The sequence below is a fragment of the Kitasatospora sp. NPDC017646 genome (assembly GCF_044329365.1).
In the GTDB taxonomy this organism is placed as follows: Bacteria; Actinomycetota; Actinomycetes; order Streptomycetales; family Streptomycetaceae; genus Kitasatospora.
On the sequence record NZ_JBIRJC010000001.1, the window covers coordinates 505519 to 525950 of the forward strand.

16 protein-coding genes and 1 pseudogene are annotated in these 20432 nt (G+C 72.3%); 6 read left to right on the top strand and 11 right to left on the bottom strand.

Features of this window, described 5'->3' with window-relative positions; all coding sequences use genetic code 11:
* Positions 1-10 precede the first annotated feature (10 nt).
* The gene (locus tag ACH4J0_RS02470) at positions 11-514 is read left to right on the top strand and encodes an OsmC family protein (protein WP_396235823.1); all 504 of its coding nucleotides are present in this window, start codon (positions 11-13) and stop codon (positions 512-514) included.
* A gap of 105 nt (positions 515-619) precedes the next feature.
* Here the strand turns inward: ACH4J0_RS02470 and ACH4J0_RS02475 are convergent, their stop codons facing one another.
* Positions 620-1171, bottom strand: a complete 552-nt coding sequence (locus ACH4J0_RS02475; protein WP_396235938.1) for a CGNR zinc finger domain-containing protein — start codon at positions 1169-1171, stop codon at positions 620-622.
* Positions 1172-1335: 164 nt separating this feature from the next.
* Between ACH4J0_RS02475 and ACH4J0_RS02480 the strand changes: the two genes are divergently transcribed.
* Both ACH4J0_RS02480 and ACH4J0_RS02485 read left to right on the top strand, forming a co-directional pair.
* The gene (locus ACH4J0_RS02480) at positions 1336-2424 is read left to right on the top strand and encodes an alpha/beta fold hydrolase (protein WP_396235824.1); all 1089 of its coding nucleotides are present in this window, start codon (positions 1336-1338) and stop codon (positions 2422-2424) included.
* Between the two features lie 298 nt (positions 2425-2722).
* On the top strand, positions 2723-4357 hold the full coding sequence (locus ACH4J0_RS02485) for an ABC-F family ATP-binding cassette domain-containing protein (RefSeq protein WP_396235825.1): 1635 nt from the start codon (positions 2723-2725) through the stop codon (positions 4355-4357).
* Between the two features lie 16 nt (positions 4358-4373).
* Here the strand turns inward: ACH4J0_RS02485 and ACH4J0_RS02490 are convergent, their stop codons facing one another.
* The 8 genes from ACH4J0_RS02490 to ACH4J0_RS02525 all read right to left on the bottom strand — a co-directional run bounded on the left by ACH4J0_RS02490 (position 4374) and on the right by ACH4J0_RS02525 (position 13493).
* The gene (locus ACH4J0_RS02490) at positions 4374-5159 is read right to left on the bottom strand and encodes a MerR family transcriptional regulator (RefSeq protein ID WP_396235826.1); all 786 of its coding nucleotides are present in this window, start codon (positions 5157-5159) and stop codon (positions 4374-4376) included.
* A 61-nt stretch (positions 5160-5220) separates the two neighbouring features.
* Positions 5221-6354 carry a serine hydrolase domain-containing protein gene (locus tag ACH4J0_RS02495; protein ID WP_396235827.1) on the bottom strand — a complete coding sequence of 378 codons (1134 nt, stop codon included), beginning with the start codon at positions 6352-6354 and terminating at the stop codon, positions 5221-5223.
* A gap of 113 nt (positions 6355-6467) precedes the next feature.
* Positions 6468-6926, bottom strand: a complete 459-nt coding sequence (locus tag ACH4J0_RS02500) for a hypothetical protein (protein ID WP_396235828.1) — start codon at positions 6924-6926, stop codon at positions 6468-6470.
* Positions 6927-7060: 134 nt separating this feature from the next.
* Positions 7061-8938, bottom strand: coding sequence for a putative Ig domain-containing protein (locus ACH4J0_RS02505; protein ID WP_396235829.1), 1878 nt, complete (start codon positions 8936-8938; stop codon positions 7061-7063).
* Between the two features lie 469 nt (positions 8939-9407).
* Positions 9408-10220 (bottom strand): ABC transporter permease, encoded by an 813-nt coding sequence (locus tag ACH4J0_RS02510; protein WP_396235830.1) that lies wholly within the window; start codon positions 10218-10220, stop codon positions 9408-9410.
* 10 nt (positions 10221-10230) lie between these two features.
* Positions 10231-11085, bottom strand: a complete 855-nt coding sequence (locus ACH4J0_RS02515; RefSeq protein ID WP_396235831.1) for an ABC transporter permease — start codon at positions 11083-11085, stop codon at positions 10231-10233.
* A gap of 105 nt (positions 11086-11190) precedes the next feature.
* Positions 11191-12393: an ABC transporter substrate-binding protein gene (locus tag ACH4J0_RS02520; protein ID WP_396235832.1), complete on the bottom strand. Its 1203-nt coding sequence runs from the start codon at positions 12391-12393 to the stop codon at positions 11191-11193.
* A gap of 35 nt (positions 12394-12428) precedes the next feature.
* On the bottom strand, positions 12429-13493 hold the full coding sequence (locus ACH4J0_RS02525) for an ABC transporter ATP-binding protein (RefSeq protein WP_396235833.1): 1065 nt from the start codon (positions 13491-13493) through the stop codon (positions 12429-12431).
* Positions 13494-13646: 153 nt separating this feature from the next.
* Here ACH4J0_RS02525 and ACH4J0_RS02530 point away from each other — a divergent pair, with 153 nt between their 5' ends.
* Together ACH4J0_RS02530 and ACH4J0_RS02535 are read left to right on the top strand one after the other, a co-directional pair.
* Positions 13647-15194: a PucR family transcriptional regulator gene (locus ACH4J0_RS02530; protein WP_396235834.1), complete on the top strand. Its 1548-nt coding sequence runs from the start codon at positions 13647-13649 to the stop codon at positions 15192-15194.
* A 216-nt stretch (positions 15195-15410) separates the two neighbouring features.
* The gene (locus tag ACH4J0_RS02535) at positions 15411-16961 is read left to right on the top strand and encodes an RICIN domain-containing protein (protein ID WP_396235835.1); all 1551 of its coding nucleotides are present in this window, start codon (positions 15411-15413) and stop codon (positions 16959-16961) included.
* A 111-nt stretch (positions 16962-17072) separates the two neighbouring features.
* Here ACH4J0_RS02535 and ACH4J0_RS02540 read toward each other — a convergent pair.
* Positions 17073-17297 (bottom strand): annotated as a pseudogene (locus ACH4J0_RS02540) (carbohydrate-binding protein CenC); the annotation flags it as partial.
* Positions 17298-17769: 472 nt separating this feature from the next.
* Positions 17770-19185: a PLP-dependent aminotransferase family protein gene (locus ACH4J0_RS02545; RefSeq protein ID WP_396235836.1), complete on the bottom strand. Its 1416-nt coding sequence runs from the start codon at positions 19183-19185 to the stop codon at positions 17770-17772.
* A 47-nt stretch (positions 19186-19232) separates the two neighbouring features.
* On the opposite strand from ACH4J0_RS02545, the gene ACH4J0_RS02550 reads away from it, so the two are divergent.
* Positions 19233-20432: an MFS transporter gene (locus tag ACH4J0_RS02550; RefSeq protein ID WP_396235837.1), complete on the top strand. Its 1200-nt coding sequence runs from the start codon at positions 19233-19235 to the stop codon at positions 20430-20432.

Consider the following 20432-nt stretch of genomic DNA (forward strand, 5'->3'; position numbering starts at 1 on the left):
CGGAGTGAGTGTGAGACTCGATCAGATAACCCGTCAAGATGGTTACGATTTTTCCGAGCCCATGATGGTGGATTCCTCGACAAAACTGGTATTTCTCGGCGCGATCGAGGACGGCTGGCTTGACGCCGTCAAAAACGTCCGCCCATACTCGTCACCTGTTAGACCGGTGACTGCAACGGCAGTTCATCGGACGGGCGCTCAGGAGGAGAGACAGCCATGGCAGTCAGCTACACCGGAACGGTCCTGGGGCGCGTGCTTCCTGGGCGCCGTACGTCGCGCCGCCGCCGAGCGTAAGGTCCGGCTGACCAGCACCTCCATCGCGGTCGAGGCGACCCTGACCCACGGCGACGACGGGGAGTTCGGCCTGAGCGCCGTCCTCAACCTCGAACTCGGCGGCGTGGACCAGGAGACGGCCGTCGAGCTGGGCGCCGCGGCGCACCGGATCTGCCCCTACTCCAAGGCGACCCGCGGCAACATCCCGGTCACGATCCACGCCACCGCGGTGACCGGCTGACGCCACCGCGCGCCCCTCGGGGCCGCACGGACACGGAACCCCCGCCCGACGGGCGCGGCAGCGACCGGGGCGGGGGCAGGAGCGTCAGTCGGCCCGGTGAGTGCGTCAGTCGTCGGCACCGCCGTGCTGACGGGCCCGGTAGGTGGCGGCCTTGACCCGGTTGCCGCAGGTCCGCATGGCGCACCACTCGCGCCGGTGGCCGCGGGAGCGGTCGAGGTAGACCTGGGTGCACTCCGGCCGGGCACACTCGCGGAGCAGGGCGGCGTCGTCGCCGCCGAGGATCTCGACGGCCTCCCGGGCGAGCGCCGAGAGGCCCTGGGAGACGGATCCGGTCCGGGTCGCACCGTCCGGGTGCAGCCGCAGCGTCACGGGCAGCCCCGCCGCGTGCCGGTTCAGCTCGGCGATCGCCCGGGCGGGCATCGGCTGCCCGTCGAGCCGGGCGGCGACCAGGGAGTAGATCGCCTCGCGCAGGTCCACGGCGATGTCGAGGTCGGTCTCGTCGGCGCCGGGCCCGCTGTCGAGCATCCCGGACTCCAGGAACCAGGCGTCCAGTTGCTCGGGCGAGGCCAGCTTCTCCAGCGGCGCGGCGTTGCGTCGTGCGCGCAGCGTGCCGACGAAGTCGAGGGGCAGGGTCCCGCAGGGAAAGGCGTGCATCACGTCACCATACTGACCAGTCACTGCCTGAAGCGCAATGGCCGGCACCGCCGATGAAGGCTCCGCCGCAGACCCGCCGTGTTGCGGCGTCCATCACTGCCCAGACCAGTAACGTTTCGCCCGGTCCGGTTCCCGGGCCGGGCTCCCGACCCTCCGGAAGGCATCTCATGATCGACAGGCGTAGCTTCCACAAGACCCTGGGGTTCGGTGCCGGGGCGACCGCCCTCTCGCTGACCGGCCTGCGAGGTGTCGCCGGCGCAGCGCCCGTCCCGGCCGCGTCGGGCGCCTCGGGCGCGGGCGGCACCGGCCCGGTCCCGGTGGTGCCCGTCATCGCCCCCGGCACCCACACCTCCTTCCCGGTGCTGAAACAGGTCACGGCCGGTCTGCTCGACGTCGGCTACGCCGAACTCGGCCCGGCCGACGGCCCGGTGGTGCTGTGCCTGCACGGCTGGCCGTACGACATCCACAGCTTCGTGGACGTGGCCCCGCTGCTCGCCGACCTCGGCTACCGGGTGATCGTCCCCTACCTGCGCGGCCACGGCAGCACCCGCTTCCTCTCGCCACGGACCTTCCGCAACGGCCAGCAGGCGGCCGTCGCCCGGGACGCCGTCGCCCTGCTGGACGCGCTGCGGATCGACCGCGCGGTCGTGGCCGGCTTCGACTGGGGCTCGCGCACCGGCGACATCCTGGCCGCCCTGTGGCCGGAGCGCGTCAAGGCCCTGGTGTCGGTCAGCGGCTACCTCATCACCGATCGCGCCGCCCAGCTGAAGCCGATCGCACCGGCCGGTGAGCACACCTGGTGGTACCAGTACTACTTCGCCACCGAGCGCGGCGCGACGGCCCTGCGGGACAAGGGCCTGCGGCGGGACCTCACCCGCTTCGTCCGGCAGTCGGTCTCCCCCGGCTGGAGCTTCGACGACGCCACCTTCGCGCGCACCGAGGCGGCCTTCGACAACCCCGACTACGCCGCGGTCGTCCTCCACAACTACCGCTGGCGGCTCGGCATCGCCGACGGCGAGCGCCGCTACGACCACGACGAGCACCTGCTCGCCCGCAGGCCGACCATCGGCGTGCCGACCATCACCCTCGACGCCGCGCTGGACCCGTTCACCCCTGCGCCCGGCGACGGCTCCGGCTACCGCGCCATGTTCACCGGCCGGTACGAGCACCGGACCCTGCCCGGCGTCGGCCACGACCTCCCCCAGGAGGCGCCGACGGCCTTCGCCCAGGCCGTCGTCGACGCCGACCGCCTCTGAGGCGGGACCGCACCGGGCCGGGGCCGTTCCGTTCGCCGGGCAGGTCTCGACCTCGCGGCCCGCGCGGAAAAACGGGCGGCGCCCGGCGAAGTGCACTGCTACGCTGGCGAACGACCAACCCCCTTCCGAGGAGTGCAGCAGACATGGCGGGTGACGACGACATCTCCGGGTGAGCCCGGACTTGACGGCCGTTGCGGGTGCGGGGCATCCGGTGCAGCGGTCGGATTCGTCGTACCCAGTCCCCCTGTCTTCTCCGGGCCGGACTCGTCTCCGCCCGCTCACCTTCCGGGTTGCTCCCATGTCCTTCGCCTCCATCGTCGCCTCCCAGCTGTCCTTCTCCTGGCCCGACGACACTCCTGTCTTCCAGGACCTCTCCTTCACCGTGGGCTCCGGCCGCACCGGCCTGGTCGCGCCCAACGGTTCCGGCAAGAGCACGCTGCTCAAGCTCATCGCCGGTGAACTGCGCCCGGGCGCGGGCTCGGTGACGGTCGCCGGCACGGCCGCCTACCTCCCGCAGGACCTCCCGCTGACGGCGGACCTCACGGTCGCCGAGGTGCTCGGCGTCGCCCAGGTGATCCGGGCGATCGACGCCGTGGAGGCCGGCGACGTCGCCGAGGAGCACTTCACCACCATCGGCGACGACTGGGACATCGAGGAGCGCTGCCTCGCCCAGCTCGAACGCCTCGGCCTCGGCGCCCTGCGCCTCGACCGCGGGCTGGCGGCCCTCAGCGGCGGCCAGATCGTGCAACTGGGCCTCGCCGCGCAACTGCTCAAGCGGCCGGACGTCCTGCTGCTCGACGAACCCACCAACAACCTCGACCTCGGCGCCCGCCACCGGCTGTACGAGGCGCTGGAGGACTTCGGCGGCTGCCTGCTGCTGGTCAGCCACGACCGCGCCCTGCTCGACCGGATGGACCGGATCGCCGAGCTTGCCCCGCACGAACTCCGGGTCTACGGCGGCGACTTCACCGCCTACGAGCAGGCCGTGCAGGCCGAGCGGGAGGTCGCCGAGAAGAACGTCCGCAACGCCGAGCAGGAGCTCAGGCGGGAGAAGCGGGAGATGCAGCAGGCCCGCGAACGCGCCGAACGCCGGGCCGGCAACGCCGCCCGCAACCTCAAGAGCGCCGGGCTGCCCCGCATCTTCGCGGGGAACATGAAGCGCGGCGCCCAGGAGTCCGCCGGGCGGGCCGGCCAGATGCACGCCGCCCGGGTCGACGAGGCCAAGGCCCGGCTCGACGAGGCGGGGCGCGCCGTGCGCGACGAACAGCGCCTCACCCTGGACCTGTCTGGCACCAAGGTGCCGACCGGACGCGACCTCTTCATCGGTGAACACCTCCAGGTGCTGCGCGACGGCACCCCGCTGTTCGCCGGGGACGGCATCGACCTGACCGTCCGCGGTCCGGAACGGATCGCCCTGTTCGGCACCAACGGCGCCGGCAAGACCACCCTGCTGCGACTGCTCGTCGGGGACGTCGCGCCGGACGGCGGTCAGGTCAGGCGCGCCGACGGCCGGGTCGCCTACCTCTCCCAGCGCCTGGACCTGCTGGACCCGGACCTCACGGTGGCGGAGAACTTCGCCGCGGCGGCGCCGGAGCGGCCGGAGGCCGAGCGGATGAACCTGCTCGCCCGTTTCCTGTTCCGCGGCGCCCGGGCCCACCTCCCCGTCCGGGCCCTCTCCGGCGGCGAGCGGCTGCGCGCCACCCTGGCCTGCGTGCTGTGCGCCGAGCCCGCCCCCCAGCTGCTGCTGCTGGACGAGCCGACGAACAACCTTGACCTCGTCAGCGTCGGGCAGCTCGAAGGCGCCCTCAACTCCTACCAGGGGGCCTTCCTGGTGGTCAGCCACGACGAACGGTTCCTGGCCGGGATCGGCGTCGACCGCTGGCTGCGGCTGGCGGACGGCGCGTTGGTGGAGGGCGGGGCCCCGAGCGCCTGAGCCCGGGGGCTCCGGTTCATCGGCGTGGCAGGCGCGGGCCCGGCACACCGGCGGACCGGAGCCTGGCCTCGGTCAGCGCGGTCAGCCGGGCCGAGACCGGCGCCCGCTCCGCACGGTGCCGGTCGATCAGCCGGTACTGGGTGGAGGCCCTGCTCCAGGCCTCCAGGCTGCTGGGATCGCCCAGCAGCCCGGGGTTGGCGAGGTAGCGGTCGGCCATGGCGGTGGCGAGCTCCTCGACCCTCGGGTCGTCCGGTTCCCAGTTCTCGGCCTCCCAGCCACGCTTGGCCAGCTCGGTGAACTCGGGGTCGTCCAGCTGGTGTTCGAGCTGCGTCAGGAAGCCGTCGAAGCCGTCCGGCACGAGCACCCGGGCCAGTACCAGCGCCTCGCGCTGCGCGGCCACGTAGTCCGGGTCGAAGCCGAGGGCGGGCATCCGGTCGAGGATCGCGCAGGCGCGGTCGGGCAGCAGCGCCCGGTCGCCCTCGGCGAGCCGGTGCAGCTTCTCCCGGCGCGCGGCCAGTTCGGCGATCCGTTCGGCGAGCCTCCGCTCGACGTCGGCGAGGGCGGCGGCGAACTGCTCGGCGTCGGCGTCGAGCAGGGGCCCGATCTCGGCCAGCGGCACCCCGGCGGTGGCCAGGGTCCGGACCTGCACCAGCCGCAGCAGCTCGTCCGAGCCGTAGCGCCGGTAGCCGGAGCCGTCGCGCCGCGGCTCGGCGACCAGCCCGTGCTCGTGGTAGTGCCGCACCGTCTTCACCGAGACGCCGAGGAATGCCGCCGCCTGTCCGATCGTGACTCCGCTCATCATCTGCTCAGCTTCTCGTGCGCTCGGGACCGGCGGCTACGCACCCCGTCCTGAAGCCCGCCGTTCAGTCCGTCGACGGCGCCGGACCGGCCTGCCCGCCGCAGAACACCTCGGCGACGAGCAGTTGCTGCGCCTTCTGGAAAGCCGCGGCGAGGGACAGCTCCGCGTCGTCCACGTAGTTCAGGCCCGCGGTCAGGATCCTGCTGCCGTCGGCCGAACCGTACATCAGCGCGGCCGAGCCGATGGTGGCGCCGTTGTGGTGGTAGACGGTACCGCCCTCCGCTTCCTGGGCGAACACCCCGAGGCCGTAGCCGACGGTCGCCTCCGGCGTGCGCATCTCGCCCAGCAGCTCGGCGGGCAGGAGCCTGCCGCCCATCAGCGCGGAGAAGTAGGTGTGCAGGTCCCGGGTGGTAGAGATCATGTCGCCGCCGGCCGCCACCCAGGAGGGGTTGTGCCGGGTGACGTCGAGCGTCCGCTCCTGCCCGCCGTCCTGGTAGCGGTAGTAACTGTGGTGGTGGGGCTCGGGGAGTTCCGGGGAGGCGCCCGGCGCCACGGTGCCGGTCAGCCCCAGCGGCCTCACGATCAGCCGCTGCAGCTCCTCGGCGAAGGACCGGCCGGTGACCTCCTCGATCACCAGCCGGGCCAGCACGTAGTTGGTGTTGGAGTAGCTCCAGCCCTCCCCCGGCGCGAACCGCGGCGCCTTGGACAGCGACAACCGGACCAGCTCCTCGGGCCGGTAGGTGCGGAAGCGGTCGTCCACCCAGGCCTTGCCCTGCCAGGCGATGCCGGGCACGACCGTCCCGTCCTCCAGGAGCTCACCGGTGTGGCTGAAGATCCCGCTGGTGTGCTGCAGCAGCATCCGCACGGTGATCCCCCGGTCCAGTCCGAACCCGGGCAGGTAGTGGGCGGCGGGGGCGTCCAGCGCGATCCTGCCCTCCGCCACCAGCAGCAGCACCGAGCTGGCGATGAAGCTCTTGGTGCTGCTGCCGATGCGGAAGTGACCGTCGGTCAGCGGCTCGGCGCCGCCGCCCAGCTCCCGGGCCCCGGCGCTGCCGACCCACTCCCCCCGTGCGTCGGTCACCCGCAGCTGCACGCCGAGGACGCCGGACCCGACGATCTCCTCGATCGCCTGCCGCAGTTCCGGGCGGTCCTGGTCGGAGGAGGAGGAGAAGGAGGAGGTGGAAAGGGTGGTGGACATGGTGTTCCTCGGAGTCCGTCGGGTCCGGATCGGTGTCCGGCTGGTGCGACGAATCTCCACCCTTCCCCTGGGGCGGGCTCAAGCGTGTTCCAGGCCACAGGCGGGGCCTGCTGTCAGCCGGTGACCTCGATCGTGACGTCGTAACCGCGCTGGTCCGGCGAGCAGTTGAGGGCCTCCCCGCAGGCGGTGCGGGAGGCGGTGAGGTGCGCCGTGCCCGCCGTCCGGGCGGCGAAGGAGGTGGTGGTGGTGCCGCAGCCGCCGCCCGGGCGGCAGGAGGGGGACGGCGCGGTGGTCGGGGAGCCCGCCGGGGCGAGGACGTCGGTGGCGGAGCTGGTGGCGGCCGACCAGTAGGTGCCGTGCAGTTGGACCGAGACGGTCGCGCCGACGGCGACCTTCAGGGTGGTGTGGTTGGCGTGTTCGTCGGCGGTCACGGCGGCCGGGGTGGTCACGGCCGTGCCGGTGGGCGCCGGGGCGGACGCGGCCGTCGAGGCGCCCTTCGAGCCGCAGCCAGTCAGGGCCAGCAGGACGGCGGCGCAGGTCAGGGCGAGGGCGGCAGGTCTTCTCGGGTTCATGGTGGTTCCTTGGTGCAGAGGTGGAAGCGGTACCGGTTCGACGCACCGGAGGCCGGATCGGATCCCCCCGGAACCGAAGAAACACACCGGGGCGGGCGCGAGGCCCACCCCGGTGCGTCAAGCCGAGGCGATCGTCAGGAGACGGTCACGTCGTCGTAGTAGGTGTAGGTCGGGTCACCCGCGTAGTCGTCGTCGTGGTTGCTCAGGGTGAGCGTGTACGAGTGACCGGGGGTGACGGTCGCGCTCTGGTTGGTCCAGCTCGCCGAGGAGGAGCAGGTCTTGGCCAGGACCGTCTTGGTCGTGCCGGTGGTGTTGTCCTTCAGGGTCGCGGTGGCCCAGTCGTAGGTCACGGTGTCCGGGCAGGTGTTGCTGTACCAGAAGGACAGCGTGCTGGAGCCGGCCGGTGCGGTGAAGGTCTGGGCCGCGGTGGAGTCGGTGCTCGGGCTGCTGGAGCCGAGCTGCAGGCCGTAGCTGCCGCTGTGGGCGGCCGCGCCGAGGACGGAGGCGCTGCCGGTGGTGCTCCAGCCGGTCGCGTTGCCGTTCTCGAAGCCGCCGTTGGTGACGGCGCTGCCGCCCGAGGTGGAGGACTCGGTCCAGGTGAAGGTGGTGTTGCCCGCGGCGCCGGTGGTGTCGGTCGCGGTGACCGTCACGCTGGAGGTGCCGGCGGCGGTCGGCGTGCCGGAGATCAGACCGGTCGAGGAGTTGATCGACAGGCCGGTGGGCAGGCCGGTGGCCGAGTAGCTCAGGGTCTGGCCGGAGGCCGAGTCACTGGCGTGGATCTGCAGGCTGGCCGCGGTGCCGACGGTGCCGGACTGGTTGCCCGGGTTGGTGACGGTGACCGTGTTGCCGTGGGTCAGGATGGCGTGCGAGATCGCGCAGGAGTTGGTGTCGTTCGACCAGCTGGCCTGCTCGGCGAAGGTGCCGTAGGAGCCGAAGGAGACGTTCGCGGCGCCGCCGGCCGAGCCCGGCTGGATCCAGGCGCACTCGTCCGAGTTCTCCTGGCCGTTGTACGAGCTGCCGGACACGTGGTTGGTCCAGCCGCCGGCCGGGTTCTGGTCGGACATCATCTCGTGCCACTCGTGGCCGAGGGTCATCGTGTAGCCGTCCAGCGTGCCGGGCGAGTTGACGAAGCCGACGCCGCAGGTGGAGCCCTGGTCGATGTTGTACGGCTGGTTGGAGAAGGCGATGTCGCCGTAGGGCGAGCTGGCCGCGCCACCGTTGAGGGTGGTGTCACCGTTCCAGTCGTGCCAGGCGCAGTACCCGGTGGTCGGGTTCTGGTAGTCGTCCGGGTTGGTGCCGTGCGGCGACAGGATCACGTAGTACGCGTCGCGGTTGGCGGCGGCCGTGGTGTTGCCGAAGTGGCCGGCGGCCTTGACGGCCTCCTGGGCCAGCTGGTTGCCGGTGGCCTGGGAGGGCGAGGCGGCCGCGTTGTCGTACCAGACGCCGGACAGGACGCCGCCGCTCTGGTACGGGATGAAGTTGGCGTTGGACGGGCAGCTGACCGCGCCGGTGGCGACGTTGGGGCCGTCGCACCACTGGGTCAGGTCGGCCGACCAGGTCTCGCCGTTGGTGCCGATGCCCTTGAACATCTGCTGGGTGGCACCGGCGGCCCCGGCCGAGTCGCCGGAGAACTTGGCGTTCCCGTTGGCGTCGGTGGTCTGGGTGCCCCACTGGGTGCCGTAGAAGACCAGGTAGACCTTGGAGTGGCCGCTCTGCACGCCGATGCCGTCGACACCGCCGCCGTAGGACAGCGTCTCCTGGCCGGTGGCCGCCGCCTGGTTCTTGGCGGCGAGCCACTTCTTGTACTGCTCCTGCTGCTGCTTGCCGGGGACCGCGCCGTGGCGGTACGGGTGGCCGTTCTGCGGGCTCCAGGGGTTGAACTCGTTGCCGGTGCTGCTGGAGGAGCTGGAGACGTCCTGCGCGGCGGCCGGGCCGGCCGCGCCGGCCAGGCCGGCGGCGGCGAGGGCGAGTGACGCCATGCCGGTGAGCGCTGCGTACTTCGCGCGCCGCATTCTGCGGGAGTGACCCATGAGGTGGGGGTGCCTCTCTCGTACCGATCGCCCGTACGGCGGGGAGCCGCGAACGATCCCTTTGTGGGGAAGGGAGCAGACGGCGGATTCCACCGGGAGCCGAATCCGGTCGTTTCTTCCGGGCAACCGGAATTGACTGTCTTTCGGTGGGGGCTGCCTGCTGGGCATGAAGGAAAGCAGAGTTGATGAACGCAGGTCAACGGCCAGGGGTAAGGAAATATTAAGAACGAGATTCGGGCAGGTGGGGCACCTGATCGAACGTCCGGTAGGCGACCTCCGACATTCACTGAATGGCGGTCAGAATACTGTTTTCGCATTCAGTGAAACGTCGCAGTTTCAACATTTCATCATGGGCGGAACCGGTCGGTTCGACCACGACCCCTGCACCGGAGGGCCGTTGGCGCGGGCTGTGCCGGGTCCCGTACCGCGGGCCCGCCGCCACGGCCGCCCGCTACAGCCGTCCGCCGGGGCTGTCCGCGGAGAGCCGCTGGGCCAGGTACACCGGGACCACCGAGAGCAGCACCAGCACCGCGGCCACCACGTTGACCACCGGGGCCTGGTTGGGCCGCGCCAGGTTCGCGTAGATCCAGACCGGCAGGGTCTGGACGCCCGGCCCGGCCGTGAAGGTGGTCACCACGATCTCGTCGAAGGACAGCGCGAAGGCCAGCAGCCCGCCCGCCAGCAGCGCCGACCGGACGGCCGGGAAGGTGACGTACCGGAAGGTCTGGAAGGTGTGGGCGCCGAGGTCGGCCGAGGCCTCCTCGGCCGAGGGCGACATCCGGCGCAGCCTGGCGACGACGTTGTTGAAGACCACCACGATGCAGAAGGTGGCGTGCCCGATGACCACGGTGAGCAGGCCGAACCCGATGCCCGCCGGGCCGAGCACCGTCCGGAACGCGGCGTTCAGCGCGATGCCGGTGACGATGCCGGGCAGCGCGATCGGCAGGATCACCAGGAACGACACCGCCTGCCGGCCGAAGAACCGGTGGCGCTGGACGGCGAAGGCGGTCATGGTGCCCAGCACCAGGGCCACCAGGGTGGCCCCCGCCCCGGCCTTCAGCGAGGTGACCACGGCGCCGCGGGCACCGTCGGACTGCCAGGCCCGCACCCACCACTCGGTGGTGAGCCCGGTCGGCGGCCAGGCGAAGGAGCGGTCCGGGTTCAGCGAGTTGAGCAGGACCAGCAGCAGCGGCAGGTAGACCACGGCGAGGCCCGCGACCGTCGCCGCGCGCAGCGCGATGCGGGCACGGCGGGAGAGGATCACGGTGCGCCCCCTACAGGGAATCCAGGGCGCCGGTGCGGCGCACGGCGAGCAGGTAGCCGACGATCATCGCCACCGGCACGCAGGACAGCGCGGCGGCCAGCGGCAGGTCGAGGGTCACGTTGTCGGCGATCGCGGTGCCCAGAACCTGGGTCTTCCCGCCGACGATCCGCACGGTGATGTAGTCGCCCAGGCTGAGCGAGAAGGTGAACACCGATCCGGCGAACACCGAGGGCAGCACCTGCGGGAGGACCACCGAGCGGAAGGTCCTCCAGGCGGAGGCGCCCAGGTCGGCCGAGGCGTCGAGCAGATTGGCCGGCAGGTTCTCCAGCCCCGTGTGGACCGGCAGGATCATGTACGGCAGCCACAGGTAGGCGAGCACCACGATCACCGCCGTCGTCCCGTACCCGGGGCTGGAGAGCCCCACCGGGCCGCCCATCCGGTCGAGTACGCCGCCCTGGCTGAAGATGACCCGCCAGGCGTAGGCCTTCACCAGGTAGCTGGCCCAGAGCGGGGTCAGCACCGCGACCACCAGCAGTCCGCGGGTGCGCGGCCGGGCGACCCGGGCCATGTAGAAGGCCATCGGGAAGGCCACCACGGCGTCGATCACCGTGACCGCGACGGCGATGCCCAGCGTGCGCAGGGCGATCGCCCGGTAGACCGGCTCGGTGAGGGCGGTGGTGAGGTTGGCGGTGTTCCAGACGTGTCGGACGTCGTACGTGAAGTCGTCGACGGCCCAGAAGGCGGACAGCAGCAGGACGGCGAGCGAGCCCAGGTAGGCGAGTACCAGCCAGGCCATCGGCGCCGACAGCAGCAGCGCCAGCCGTAGTCGGGCGTGCCGGTGCAGGACGGAGGCCGCCCGCCGCACGGGCCGGGCGGCCTGACCCGCCCGCTCGCCTCCCGGCGCTCCTGGTCCGGCGCCGGCGCTGCTCGCGCCGGCGCACCCTTCGACTCGGGGCGGGACGGTCACCGCTCAGCCCTTGATCCCGGTCCAGGCCGCCGTCCAGGCGGCGTAGTCGGTGCAGGCCACCGTCCGGCCGTCCAGGCAGCTCTTGACCGGGGTGGTCCAGTAATGGACGTCCTTCCAGTAGGCCTCGTCGGCGGCGTGGAAGGTGTCGCAGAAGCTCTTGTCCGAGGTCCGGTCGCAGGCCTTGACGTTGGCCGGGGCCTCGCCGAACCACTGGGCGACCTGGGCGTTGGCGGTCGGTGAGACGATCCAGTTCATCCACTGGTAGGCGCAGTCGGGGTGCGCGGCCTTCGCCGACACCATCCAGGTGTCCGACCAGCCGGTGGCGCCCTCCTTCGGCAGCACGGCCTTGACCGGCGCGTGATCGGTCTGCGCCATGTTGGCGATCACCTGCCAGGTGGTGCCGACCACGGTGTCACCGGTCTTGAAGGAGTTCTCCGACTTCTGGAAGTCGCTCCAGTACTCGCCGATCGCCTTGTGCTGCGTCTTCAACAGGTCGACGGCGGAATTGAGTTGGGACTGGTCCAGGGCATAGGGGTTCTTGATGCCCAGCTCCGGCCTGGTCTTCATCAGGTACAGCGCGGCGTCGGCGATGTAGATCGGGGAGTCGTACGCGGTGACGTGGCCGCTGTAGGGCGAGGCGCCGTCGAAGACCACGCTCCAGGAGTCCGGGGCCGGGGTGACCTTGTCGGTGCGGTACATCAGCAGGTTGGCGCCGCGGCCGTGCGGGATTCCGTACATCTGGCCGTTGACCGAGTTCCACGGCTGGTTCTTCAGTCCGTCGAAGACGTCCGCGTAGTTCTGGACCAGGGCGGTGTTGACGGGGGCGACGTCTCCTGCCGCGATCAGCCGAAGGGTCGCGTCGCCGGAGGCCGAGACGGCGTCGTACTGTCCGGTCTTCATCAGCGAGACCATCTCGTCCGAGGTGCCGGCGATCTTCGTGTTGACCTTGCAGCCGGTCTGCTGCTCGAAGGGATGGACCCAGTCGACGGTCTTGTCGTCCGAGCCGTCCTCGGCGTAGCCGGCCCAGGCGACCAGGTTCACCTGGCCCTCGCCCGGGCCCAGGGACTGGAGCATCGGCGGTTTCGGCGGGTTGAGGCCGCCGTGGCCGCCGGTCGTTCCGGCCGTGCCACCGCTGCCGCACCCTGCGGCGAGCAGGGCGGCGGCGGTGGCGGCGGCCGCGGTGCGGGCGATCCGGGAGACGCGCATGCGAGGTGTTCCGATCTCGTGGGGGTTCTTCGGGGCTACGAGCCGACGCGGACGGTGTGCTTGCGCTGCCAGGCCAGGACGACGTCGGTTCCGCGATGGCGCAGGACGTCCGCCGAGCCCTCGTCGAGGTTGTGCCGGACGGCGGTCAGCCGCCCGCCGGCCTCCAGGTCCACCAGGAAGCGGGTGTGGCCGCCCGCGTAGACCACCTCGGCGACCCGCCCGGTGACCGACAGCTCGTCCGGCCCGGCGGGATCGTCCGGGTGCGCTATCCGGATCCTCTCCGGCCGGACGCTGAACAGCCCGGCCTCGCCCACGACCTGCTCGGCCACTTCGCCGTCCAGCAGGTTGGAGGTGCCGACGAACCCGGCGACGAAGGCGGTGGCCGGGTGCTCGTACACCTCGGCGGGCGAGCCGACCTGCTCGATCCGGCCCGCGTTGAACACCGCCACCCGGTCGCTCATCGTCAGGGCCTCGTCCTGGTCGTGGGTGACGAATACGAAGGTGATCCCGACCTCGCGCTGGATCCGCTTGAGCTCCGCCTGCATCTCGTGCCGCAGCTTCAGGTCGAGCGCGCCGAGCGGCTCGTCCAGCAGCAGCACCTTCGGCCGGTTCACCAGCGCCCGGGCCAGCGCCACCCGCTGGCGCTGGCCGCCGGAGAGCTGCGCCGGCCGGCGCCGCTCGAAGCCGTCCAGGCGGACCATGGCGAGCGCCGCGCGCACCCGCTGCGCCCGTTCGGCCTTCGGTACCCGGCGGACCATCAGGCCGTAGCCGACGTTCCGTTCGACCGTCATGTGCGGGAACAGCGCGTAGTCCTGGAACACCGTGTTGACGTCCCGGTCGAACGGCGGGAGCCCGGTGACGTCGGCTCCGCCCAGCAGGATCCGGCCGGCGGTCGGCCGCTCGAAGCCCGCGATCATGCGCAGCACGGTGGTCTTCCCGGAGCCGGACGGCCCGAGCATCGCGAAGAACTCGCCCTCGCCGATCTCCAGGTCCACGCCGTCGACCGCGCGGACATGACCGTCGAAGGTCTTCGCCAGCCCTTCGAGCCGGACGGCGCCGGCGGCCGGGTCCGGTCGGGGCGGGCGCTCGTCGCTCGTCAACTCCGGTGGCCTTTCTGCTCGGTGTCGGGCCGGGAGGTACAGCTGGCCGGTTCCGGTCGGATTCTCGGAACCTTAGGGAGAAATGCCCCTATCCGGCTATGGACGCCTGCACGGTCTTCCGCCGCCGAGTTGTGCGGCGCTACAGTCCGGCGCATGCCGGTGACACTGAGCGATCTCCTTCGGGAAGAGGCCCTCCGCCTGCGGCTGTGCACCGGCGCGGCTGGGGTCGAACGCGTGGTGCGCTGGGTCGCGGTGACCGAACTCGCCGACCCGACCGAGTGGTTGACGGGCGGCGAGCTGCTCCTCACCACCGGCCTGCGGCAGCGCACCGCCGCCGCCCAGAGCGCCTTCGTCCAACGGGTGGCGGCCGCCGGCGTCTCGGGGATCGGCTTCGGCACCGGGCTGAGCCACACCACCGTCCCCCGGGCGACGGTGACCGAGGCCGAGCGGCTGGGCCTGGCGGTGCTGGAGGTCCCGTACGAGACGCCGTTCATCGCGGTGAACCGGCTGGTCGCCGAACGGGTCACGGCCGAGGACCACAGCGCGCAGCGCCGGCTGGTCGACCAGCACGACCTGTTGGTCCAGGCCCTGCTGAGCGGCGAGGGGCTGACCGCCCTGCTGCGGGTGCTGCGGCGGGCCTGCGGCTCGGAGGTCGCCGTGGTCGACCGCCACGGTGTGGTCCTCGCCGCGGTCCCGGGGCGGTCCGGCACGCTGGTCGAGGAGCTGCGGACGGCCCGGGCCCGGGCCGTGGACGACCCCGACGTGAGCCACGGCCCGCTCCGGCTGCCGGTGCAGCTCGACGGGACGCTCGCGGCGTTCCTCTGCCTGCGCTCGGTCGGCCCGGCGGCGGACGTGCTGCCGTACGCGGTCCGGCTGGTCGGCCTGGAACTGGCACGCCGTCAGGCCCACCTGGCGGGGCGGCGGGAGCTGGTCGGCCAGGTCCTGGAGGACATCGTGCGCGACGTGCTCGATCCGGCGGGCGCCGCGCGCAGGCTCGCCGCGTTCGGGCTGGACCCGCGGGCCGCCCACCGGGTCGTCCTGGACAGCCTGGTCCCGGAGCGGGAGCGGACGGAGGACGGCGGCGGGGAGGCGGACCGGCGGCTGGCGCGCCTGCCCTGGCCGGCCGCGGGCCGCCCCGGCTCCCCCGAGCCTGTGCTCACCGCCGTCGTCAACCGGTGCCTGGTGGCGGTGCTGCCGGTGTCCGCGCCCGTGGACGACCTGGCCCGGTCGCTCGGCACCGCCCTGTCCAGCCTGGACACCCGTGCCTCGGTCGGGATCGGCGGCTGCCACCGGGGCGTCGACGGCCTGCGCTGGAGCTGGTTCGAGGCCCGGGCGGCCCTGACCAAGGGCCCCGGGGTGCACGGCGGCGACCCGCTCAACCTGCCGCGCCTGCTGCTGTCCAGCCCCGACCTGCCGCTGAAGCAGCTCGCCGCGGAGGTGCTGCGCCCGCTCACCCGGTTCGACGAGGCCAACCGCGCCGACCTCGTCGCGACCCTGCACGCCTACCTGGCCGCGGACTGCTCGGTGCAGGCGGTCGCCGACCGGCTGTACGTCCACCGCAACACCGTCCGCTACCGGCTGGACCGGATCGAACGCCTCACCGGCCGATCGCTGCAGTCCATGCAGGACCGCTTCCAGCTCTGGCTCGCCCTGCTCGCCGCCTTTCCGGACCGGGAAGCGGCTGTCCCGCAGCACCCCTGACGGCCCCTCGGCGGGGAGTGCACCGGCGCGTCAACGGCGCTCGGGGCGTGCGGCGTTGGGTTCGCAACCAAAGTGATTCCGTCGGACTACCGGCTCGTCGTCACGCCACCGCGCGCTCTTACCCCCGGGGGTGTCCGGCCTCGATCATGGCTGCGGACTCGGTCGTCACCGAACCGTGCCGTCACCCCAGGCGTGTTCCCACGAGAGGAAACCCCCATGCCCTTCGGGATCCGACTGCCGCACACCTCCGCCGCCCTGGTCGCCGCTCTCCTCGCCGCCACGGCCGCCGTTCCGCTGGCGGCGACGCCCGCCCGGGCGACCAGCCCCATCTGCCTGAGCGGCACCCTGCAGTACGACTACCAGTCGGCCGAAGCCGGCCCGACGAAGCCCACCCAGACCAAGCCGGCCCGCAACGCGAACGCCCAGCTGTGGGGGGCCGAGAAGGTCACCGACACCGCCCGCCAGCTGACCGCCGACTACCAGCTCACCAACGCCACCGACGGCACCTTCAACCTCTGCTACACCCCCACCACCACCACGTCGATGAGCAGCATGTGGGTGCGGTTCCGCACCGAGAGCGGCCAGTACTGGAAGGTCGCCGACACCACCAGCACGCCGTACACGCTGGACTCGGCCACCCAGAGCAACATCGCCGGCAGCACCTCCCTGGGAACGATCAAGCCCCCCGCCGCCACCGCCCGGGCCTGGCACGCCTTCGACACCGTCAACCTCCTGTACCAGCGCCGCAACAACACCACCACGGCCTGCTGGTCCTCCCACGAGGCGAACAACGCCTGCACGGAACTCACCGTCCGGTGGACCGCCAACTCGGCCGACGGCCCGTACTACGACCTCTCCAACACCGTCCACCTCTCCGCCGCCGACCCCGACTCCGAGCACACCGTGCTCCACGAGTCCGGCCACTTCTTCATGCACCGGCTGTACAACGGCGTGTTCCCGGCCGTCACCAACTGCAGCCCGCACTACGTCAACCTGGTCAGCTCCGGCAGTTGCGCCTGGACCGAGGGCTTCGCCGACTCGACGGCCGCCTACCTGCTCGGCGACTACCGCTACGTGTGGTCCGACGGCAGCAGCTACCCGTTCACCTACACCTCCGGCTGGAACACCGGGGACCAGGTCCAGGGCCACGTGAACGGCTCGCTGCTCGACCTGTGGAACAACGTCGACGGCGGCTGGAACGGCACCATCGCCCTGCTGACCTCGCACGCCCCGTCGACCTTCGCCGACTACTTCAAGAACGACCGCCCGGCCGGCAACCTCTCCACCACCGGGAGCGCTCTCAACTACCTGGCCGCCCACACCATCGACTACGGCCCCAGCATCGTGGGCGACAACCAGTACCACAGCCTCACCAACGGCGGCGGCCTGGCCCTGGAGCACGCCGGGCAGTGCGCCAACGCCACCAACGTCGTCGCCGACCTCAACACCTACGACCCCACCCGCGCCTCGGAGAAGTGGAAGCTGGACCCGAACGCGGACGGCACGGCCCGGATCTACGACAGCTGCCCGACCCCCCTCACCCTGACCGCCCCCGCCACCGCCGGCGCCCAGGCCACCCTCCAGGCCTTCAACTCCGTTAACGCGTACCAGAAGTGGCAGGTCACCCAGAACGGCAGCGGCACCCTGACGATCACCAACCCGGCGACCGGCTACGTGCTCGACAGCAGCGCCGTCAGCACCGGCGCCTCCGTGGTCGTCAACCCGGCCGGCAACGCCAACACCCAGGACTGGGCCACCCTGAGCTGACGGCCGGACCGTCCTGGACAGAGCTCCGTGCGGGGCCGCGAGGCGGTCCCGCACGGAGCTTCCGCGTTGGTTCGGCGGAACGTCAACGCCCCTGCAGCGACTTGACGTTGTCGCCGAAGCTCCGGCCGGCAGGCCGGGCACCTGCTTGTCGTACGGCACGGTGATGGTCGTGCCCTGGATGGTCAGGCCCTTGTTCAGGCAGCTGGTCTGCGCGGTGAAGCCCTGCACGGTGCCGGCCTGGTAGGAGTCGCCGGAGCAGCCGTACATGCTGCCGTTGTAGTACTGCATGTTCAGCCACCACAGCTGCCCGTTGTCGACGTACTTCTTGATGATCGGCGCGCGGGGTGAGCGGCCTCCGACGGAACATGCTGAGCTCCCTTCCCGCCGGGCGCCATGGCGATGACCGGCGCGTGGGGGCGTGCCGCCCGGCTGTGGGTGAGGTGGGGACATGTGGGGCTGTGCCGGACCGGATCGTAGGAGGCGGGGCGGGGCCGGTCAATAGGTCTGGACCATTTAGGTCTGGACCTATCGCGCAATTTCGCAGCTGGCGCCCCGGCTACGACCTCCGCCGCTCCGCTGACGCCGCCGTCGCTCCGCCGCGTCCGCTGCACGTCACCTCGGCCTTTCCCCGACCCGCCGCCCACGCCCGGACGACGGTCCGCCCGTACCCCGTACCGGCGGAGCCGGGCCCGCGTGACAGCTCCCCGTTGGAAGGTCCTACGCCTGGCCCGCGGACGAGCCGTGGCCGACCTGCCCGGCGGCACCCACCTCAGGCACGCCCAGCCGCACCGCGCCACCCGGAGGGGCTTCAACCCGCGCGGCCGCCGAGCAGGCCGGCGACGACGGCGATGCCCTCGCCGATGGCGCGTTCGCCGACGTTGCCGAAACCGAGGACGAGTTGCGGGGGCGTGGCGGCGGTGCGAGCGGCGCGCAGGGTGCTCATGCCGTAGAGCCCGACGGAGAGTTCCCGGGCGGCGGTGACGATGTGGTGTTCGTCGGCGCCCCGGGGCAGGTGGGCGACGGCGTGGAAGCCCGCGGCCAGGCCGGTGACCGGCATCGCGGGGGCGTGTTCGGCGAGTGCGGTGAGCAGGGCGGTGCGGCGGGCCGCGTAAGTGGCGCGCATCCGGCGCAGATGACGGTCGAAGCGTCCGGACTCGATCAACCGGGCCAGGGCGAGCTGGTCGAGGGTGGCGGTGCCGCGGTCGCTGCGGTGCTTCTGCCTGGCGAGCGGTCCGGCCAGCTCCGGCGGGCAGAGCATCCAGCCGATGCGCAGGGCGGGAGCGAGGGACTTGCTGACGGTTCCCATCGCGATGACCCGGTCGGGCGCCAGCCCCTGGAGTGCGCCGACGGGTTCGCGGTCGTAGCGGAACTCGGCGTCGTAGTCGTCCTCGATGAGGATCGCGTCGCGCTGCCGGGCCCACTCCACCAGGGCCAGCCGGCGCTCGGGGGCGAGGGCGACGCCGGTGGGCCACTGGTGGGCCGGGGTGACCACGACGGCCCGGGCGTCGGTGGCGGCCAGTGCGCGGACGTCGATGCCGTGTTCGTCGACGGGCACCGGGACCGCCCGCAGGCCGGCCGCGCTCGCCGCCCCACCGATGGTGGCGGACGAGCCGGGGTCCTCGAAGGCCACGGTCCGTACTCCGGCGTCGGCGAGCACGCGCAGGGCGAGACCGAGGCCCTGGGCGTAGCCGTTGCAGACGACGATGTGTTCCGGGTCGGCCGCCGCGGCGCGGACCCGGCGGAGGTAACCCGCCAGGACCTCGCGCAGTGCGGCGTTGCCGCGCGCCTCGCCGTAGTCGAACGCGGCCACCGGCATGGTGCGGGCCGCCTCGCGCACGGCCCAAAGCCAGTCCTGGACCGGGAACGATCCCAAGTCCGGCACGCCCCAACGGAAGTCGGCCAGCAGCCGGGAGCTCGCACCGCCCGGCCGGGCGGGCGCGGCGGGTGCCGCGGCGCCGGCCGCGACCCGGGTCGCGGAGCCGGGTCGGGTCACCAGGTAACCCTCCGCCTGGAGTTGTGCGTAGCACTCCTGCACCAGTCCGCGGGAGAGGCCGAGCGTACGGGCGAGTTCGCGGGAGGACGGCAGCCGTTCACCGACGCGCAGCCGACCGGTGCGGATCGCTTCGCGCACCCCGTGCTCCAGCTGGGTGCGCAGCGGCCGGCCGCTGGTCCGGTCGACGGCCAGCAGTAGTTCGGGCGGGGAACTGGACCACTCCGGAGACATGGAAGCGGATCTTACCGGTGATCCGGTTGGGACCTTAGCGTCCTGCCGTGACCGAAACGCTCGACTCCACTCCCCCGGCGCTCGTACCGCGCCCGCCCCTGGTGACGCGGCCGTTGATGCTGCGCTTCGTCTCGATCCTGGGCGCCTCCACCGGTTTCCGCCTGCTGCTGTCCGTCGTGCCCGCGTACGCCGCGGCCGACGACGGGGGCGGTGGCGGCGGCGGGAGCGCCGGGCTGGCCACCGGGGCGCTGATGCTGGCCACGGTGCTGGGCGAGCTGGCCACGCCCGCCCTGGTCAACCGTTACGGCTACCGCGCCGTCCTGGCGGTCGGCCTGGGCCTGCTGGGTGCTCCGACGCTGGCCCTGCTGCTCTCCCGGAGCCTGTGGTGCATCATCGCGGTCTGCCTGCTGCGCGGGGCCGGCTTCGCCTTCACCGTGGTGGCGGGCGGCGCGCTGACCGCCTCGCTCATCCCGGCCGAGCGGCGCGGCGAGGGGCTGGCGGTGGTCGGCATCGTCAGCGGCGCGCCGGCGATCCTGGCGATGCCGCTGGGGGTGTGGCTCGCCGCGCACGTCGGCTACGGCGTGGTCTTCGTCGCCGGGACCGTGGTGGCGCTGGCCGCGATCCCCTCGGTGGCCGCCCTGCCCGACCGGCTGCGCGCCTCGGGGCAGCCGATCGGCATCGTCGCCGGGCTGCGTTCGGCCGAACTGCGCCGTCCCACGGTGGTGTTCGCGGTCACGGCGGTCGCGGCCGGGATCGTCGTCACCTTCCTGCCGCTCGCCGTCCCGTCCTCGGCTACGGAGCTGGTCGCCGTGGCGCTGTTCGTCCAGCCCGCCGCGTCCACGCTGGCCCGCTGGCTGGCCGGCCGCCACGGGGACCGGCACGGCCCCGCCGGTCTGGTGCTGCCCGGCCTGCTGCTGTCGGCCGGCGGCACCGTGCTGATGGCGCTGACCGGCAGCCCGGTGGCCGTGGTCCTCGCCGTCGGGGTGTTCGGCTTCGGCTTCGGCATCGCCCAGAACGCCACGAGCAACCTGCTGTACGCCCGGGTGCCGACCGCCGGGTACGGCACCGTCAGCGCGTTGTGGAACGTCGCCTACGACGTGGGCATGGGCGTCGGCGCCGTCGGCTACGGCTGGGTCGCGGCGGGCACCGGCTACCCGTGGGCCTTCGCGCTGACCGGTGTCGCCATGCTCGGCGCCCTCGTCCCCGCCCTGACCGACCGCCGCGCCGTGAACGGACCCGGGCGTTGA

Coding starts and splice junctions, on each gene's coding strand:
- ACH4J0_RS02480 (WP_396235824.1), top strand. CDS start 1,336: ATGATCGACAGGCGTAGCTTCCACAAGACCCTGGGGTTCGGTGCCGGG.
- ACH4J0_RS02485 (WP_396235825.1), top strand. CDS start 2,723: ATGTCCTTCGCCTCCATCGTCGCCTCCCAGCTGTCCTTCTCCTGGCCC.
- ACH4J0_RS02490 (WP_396235826.1), bottom strand. CDS start 5,159: ATGATGAGCGGAGTCACGATCGGACAGGCGGCGGCATTCCTCGGCGTC.
- ACH4J0_RS02495 (WP_396235827.1), bottom strand. CDS start 6,354: ATGTCCACCACCCTTTCCACCTCCTCCTTCTCCTCCTCCTCCGACCAG.
- ACH4J0_RS02500 (WP_396235828.1), bottom strand. CDS start 6,926: ATGAACCCGAGAAGACCTGCCGCCCTCGCCCTGACCTGCGCCGCCGTC.
- ACH4J0_RS02505 (WP_396235829.1), bottom strand. CDS start 8,938: ATGCGGCGCGCGAAGTACGCAGCGCTCACCGGCATGGCGTCACTCGCC.
- ACH4J0_RS02520 (WP_396235832.1), bottom strand. CDS start 12,393: ATGCGCGTCTCCCGGATCGCCCGCACCGCGGCCGCCGCCACCGCCGCC.
- ACH4J0_RS02530 (WP_396235834.1), top strand. CDS start 13,647: ATGCCGGTGACACTGAGCGATCTCCTTCGGGAAGAGGCCCTCCGCCTG.
- ACH4J0_RS02535 (WP_396235835.1), top strand. CDS start 15,411: ATGCCCTTCGGGATCCGACTGCCGCACACCTCCGCCGCCCTGGTCGCC.
- ACH4J0_RS02545 (WP_396235836.1), bottom strand. CDS start 19,185: ATGTCTCCGGAGTGGTCCAGTTCCCCGCCCGAACTACTGCTGGCCGTC.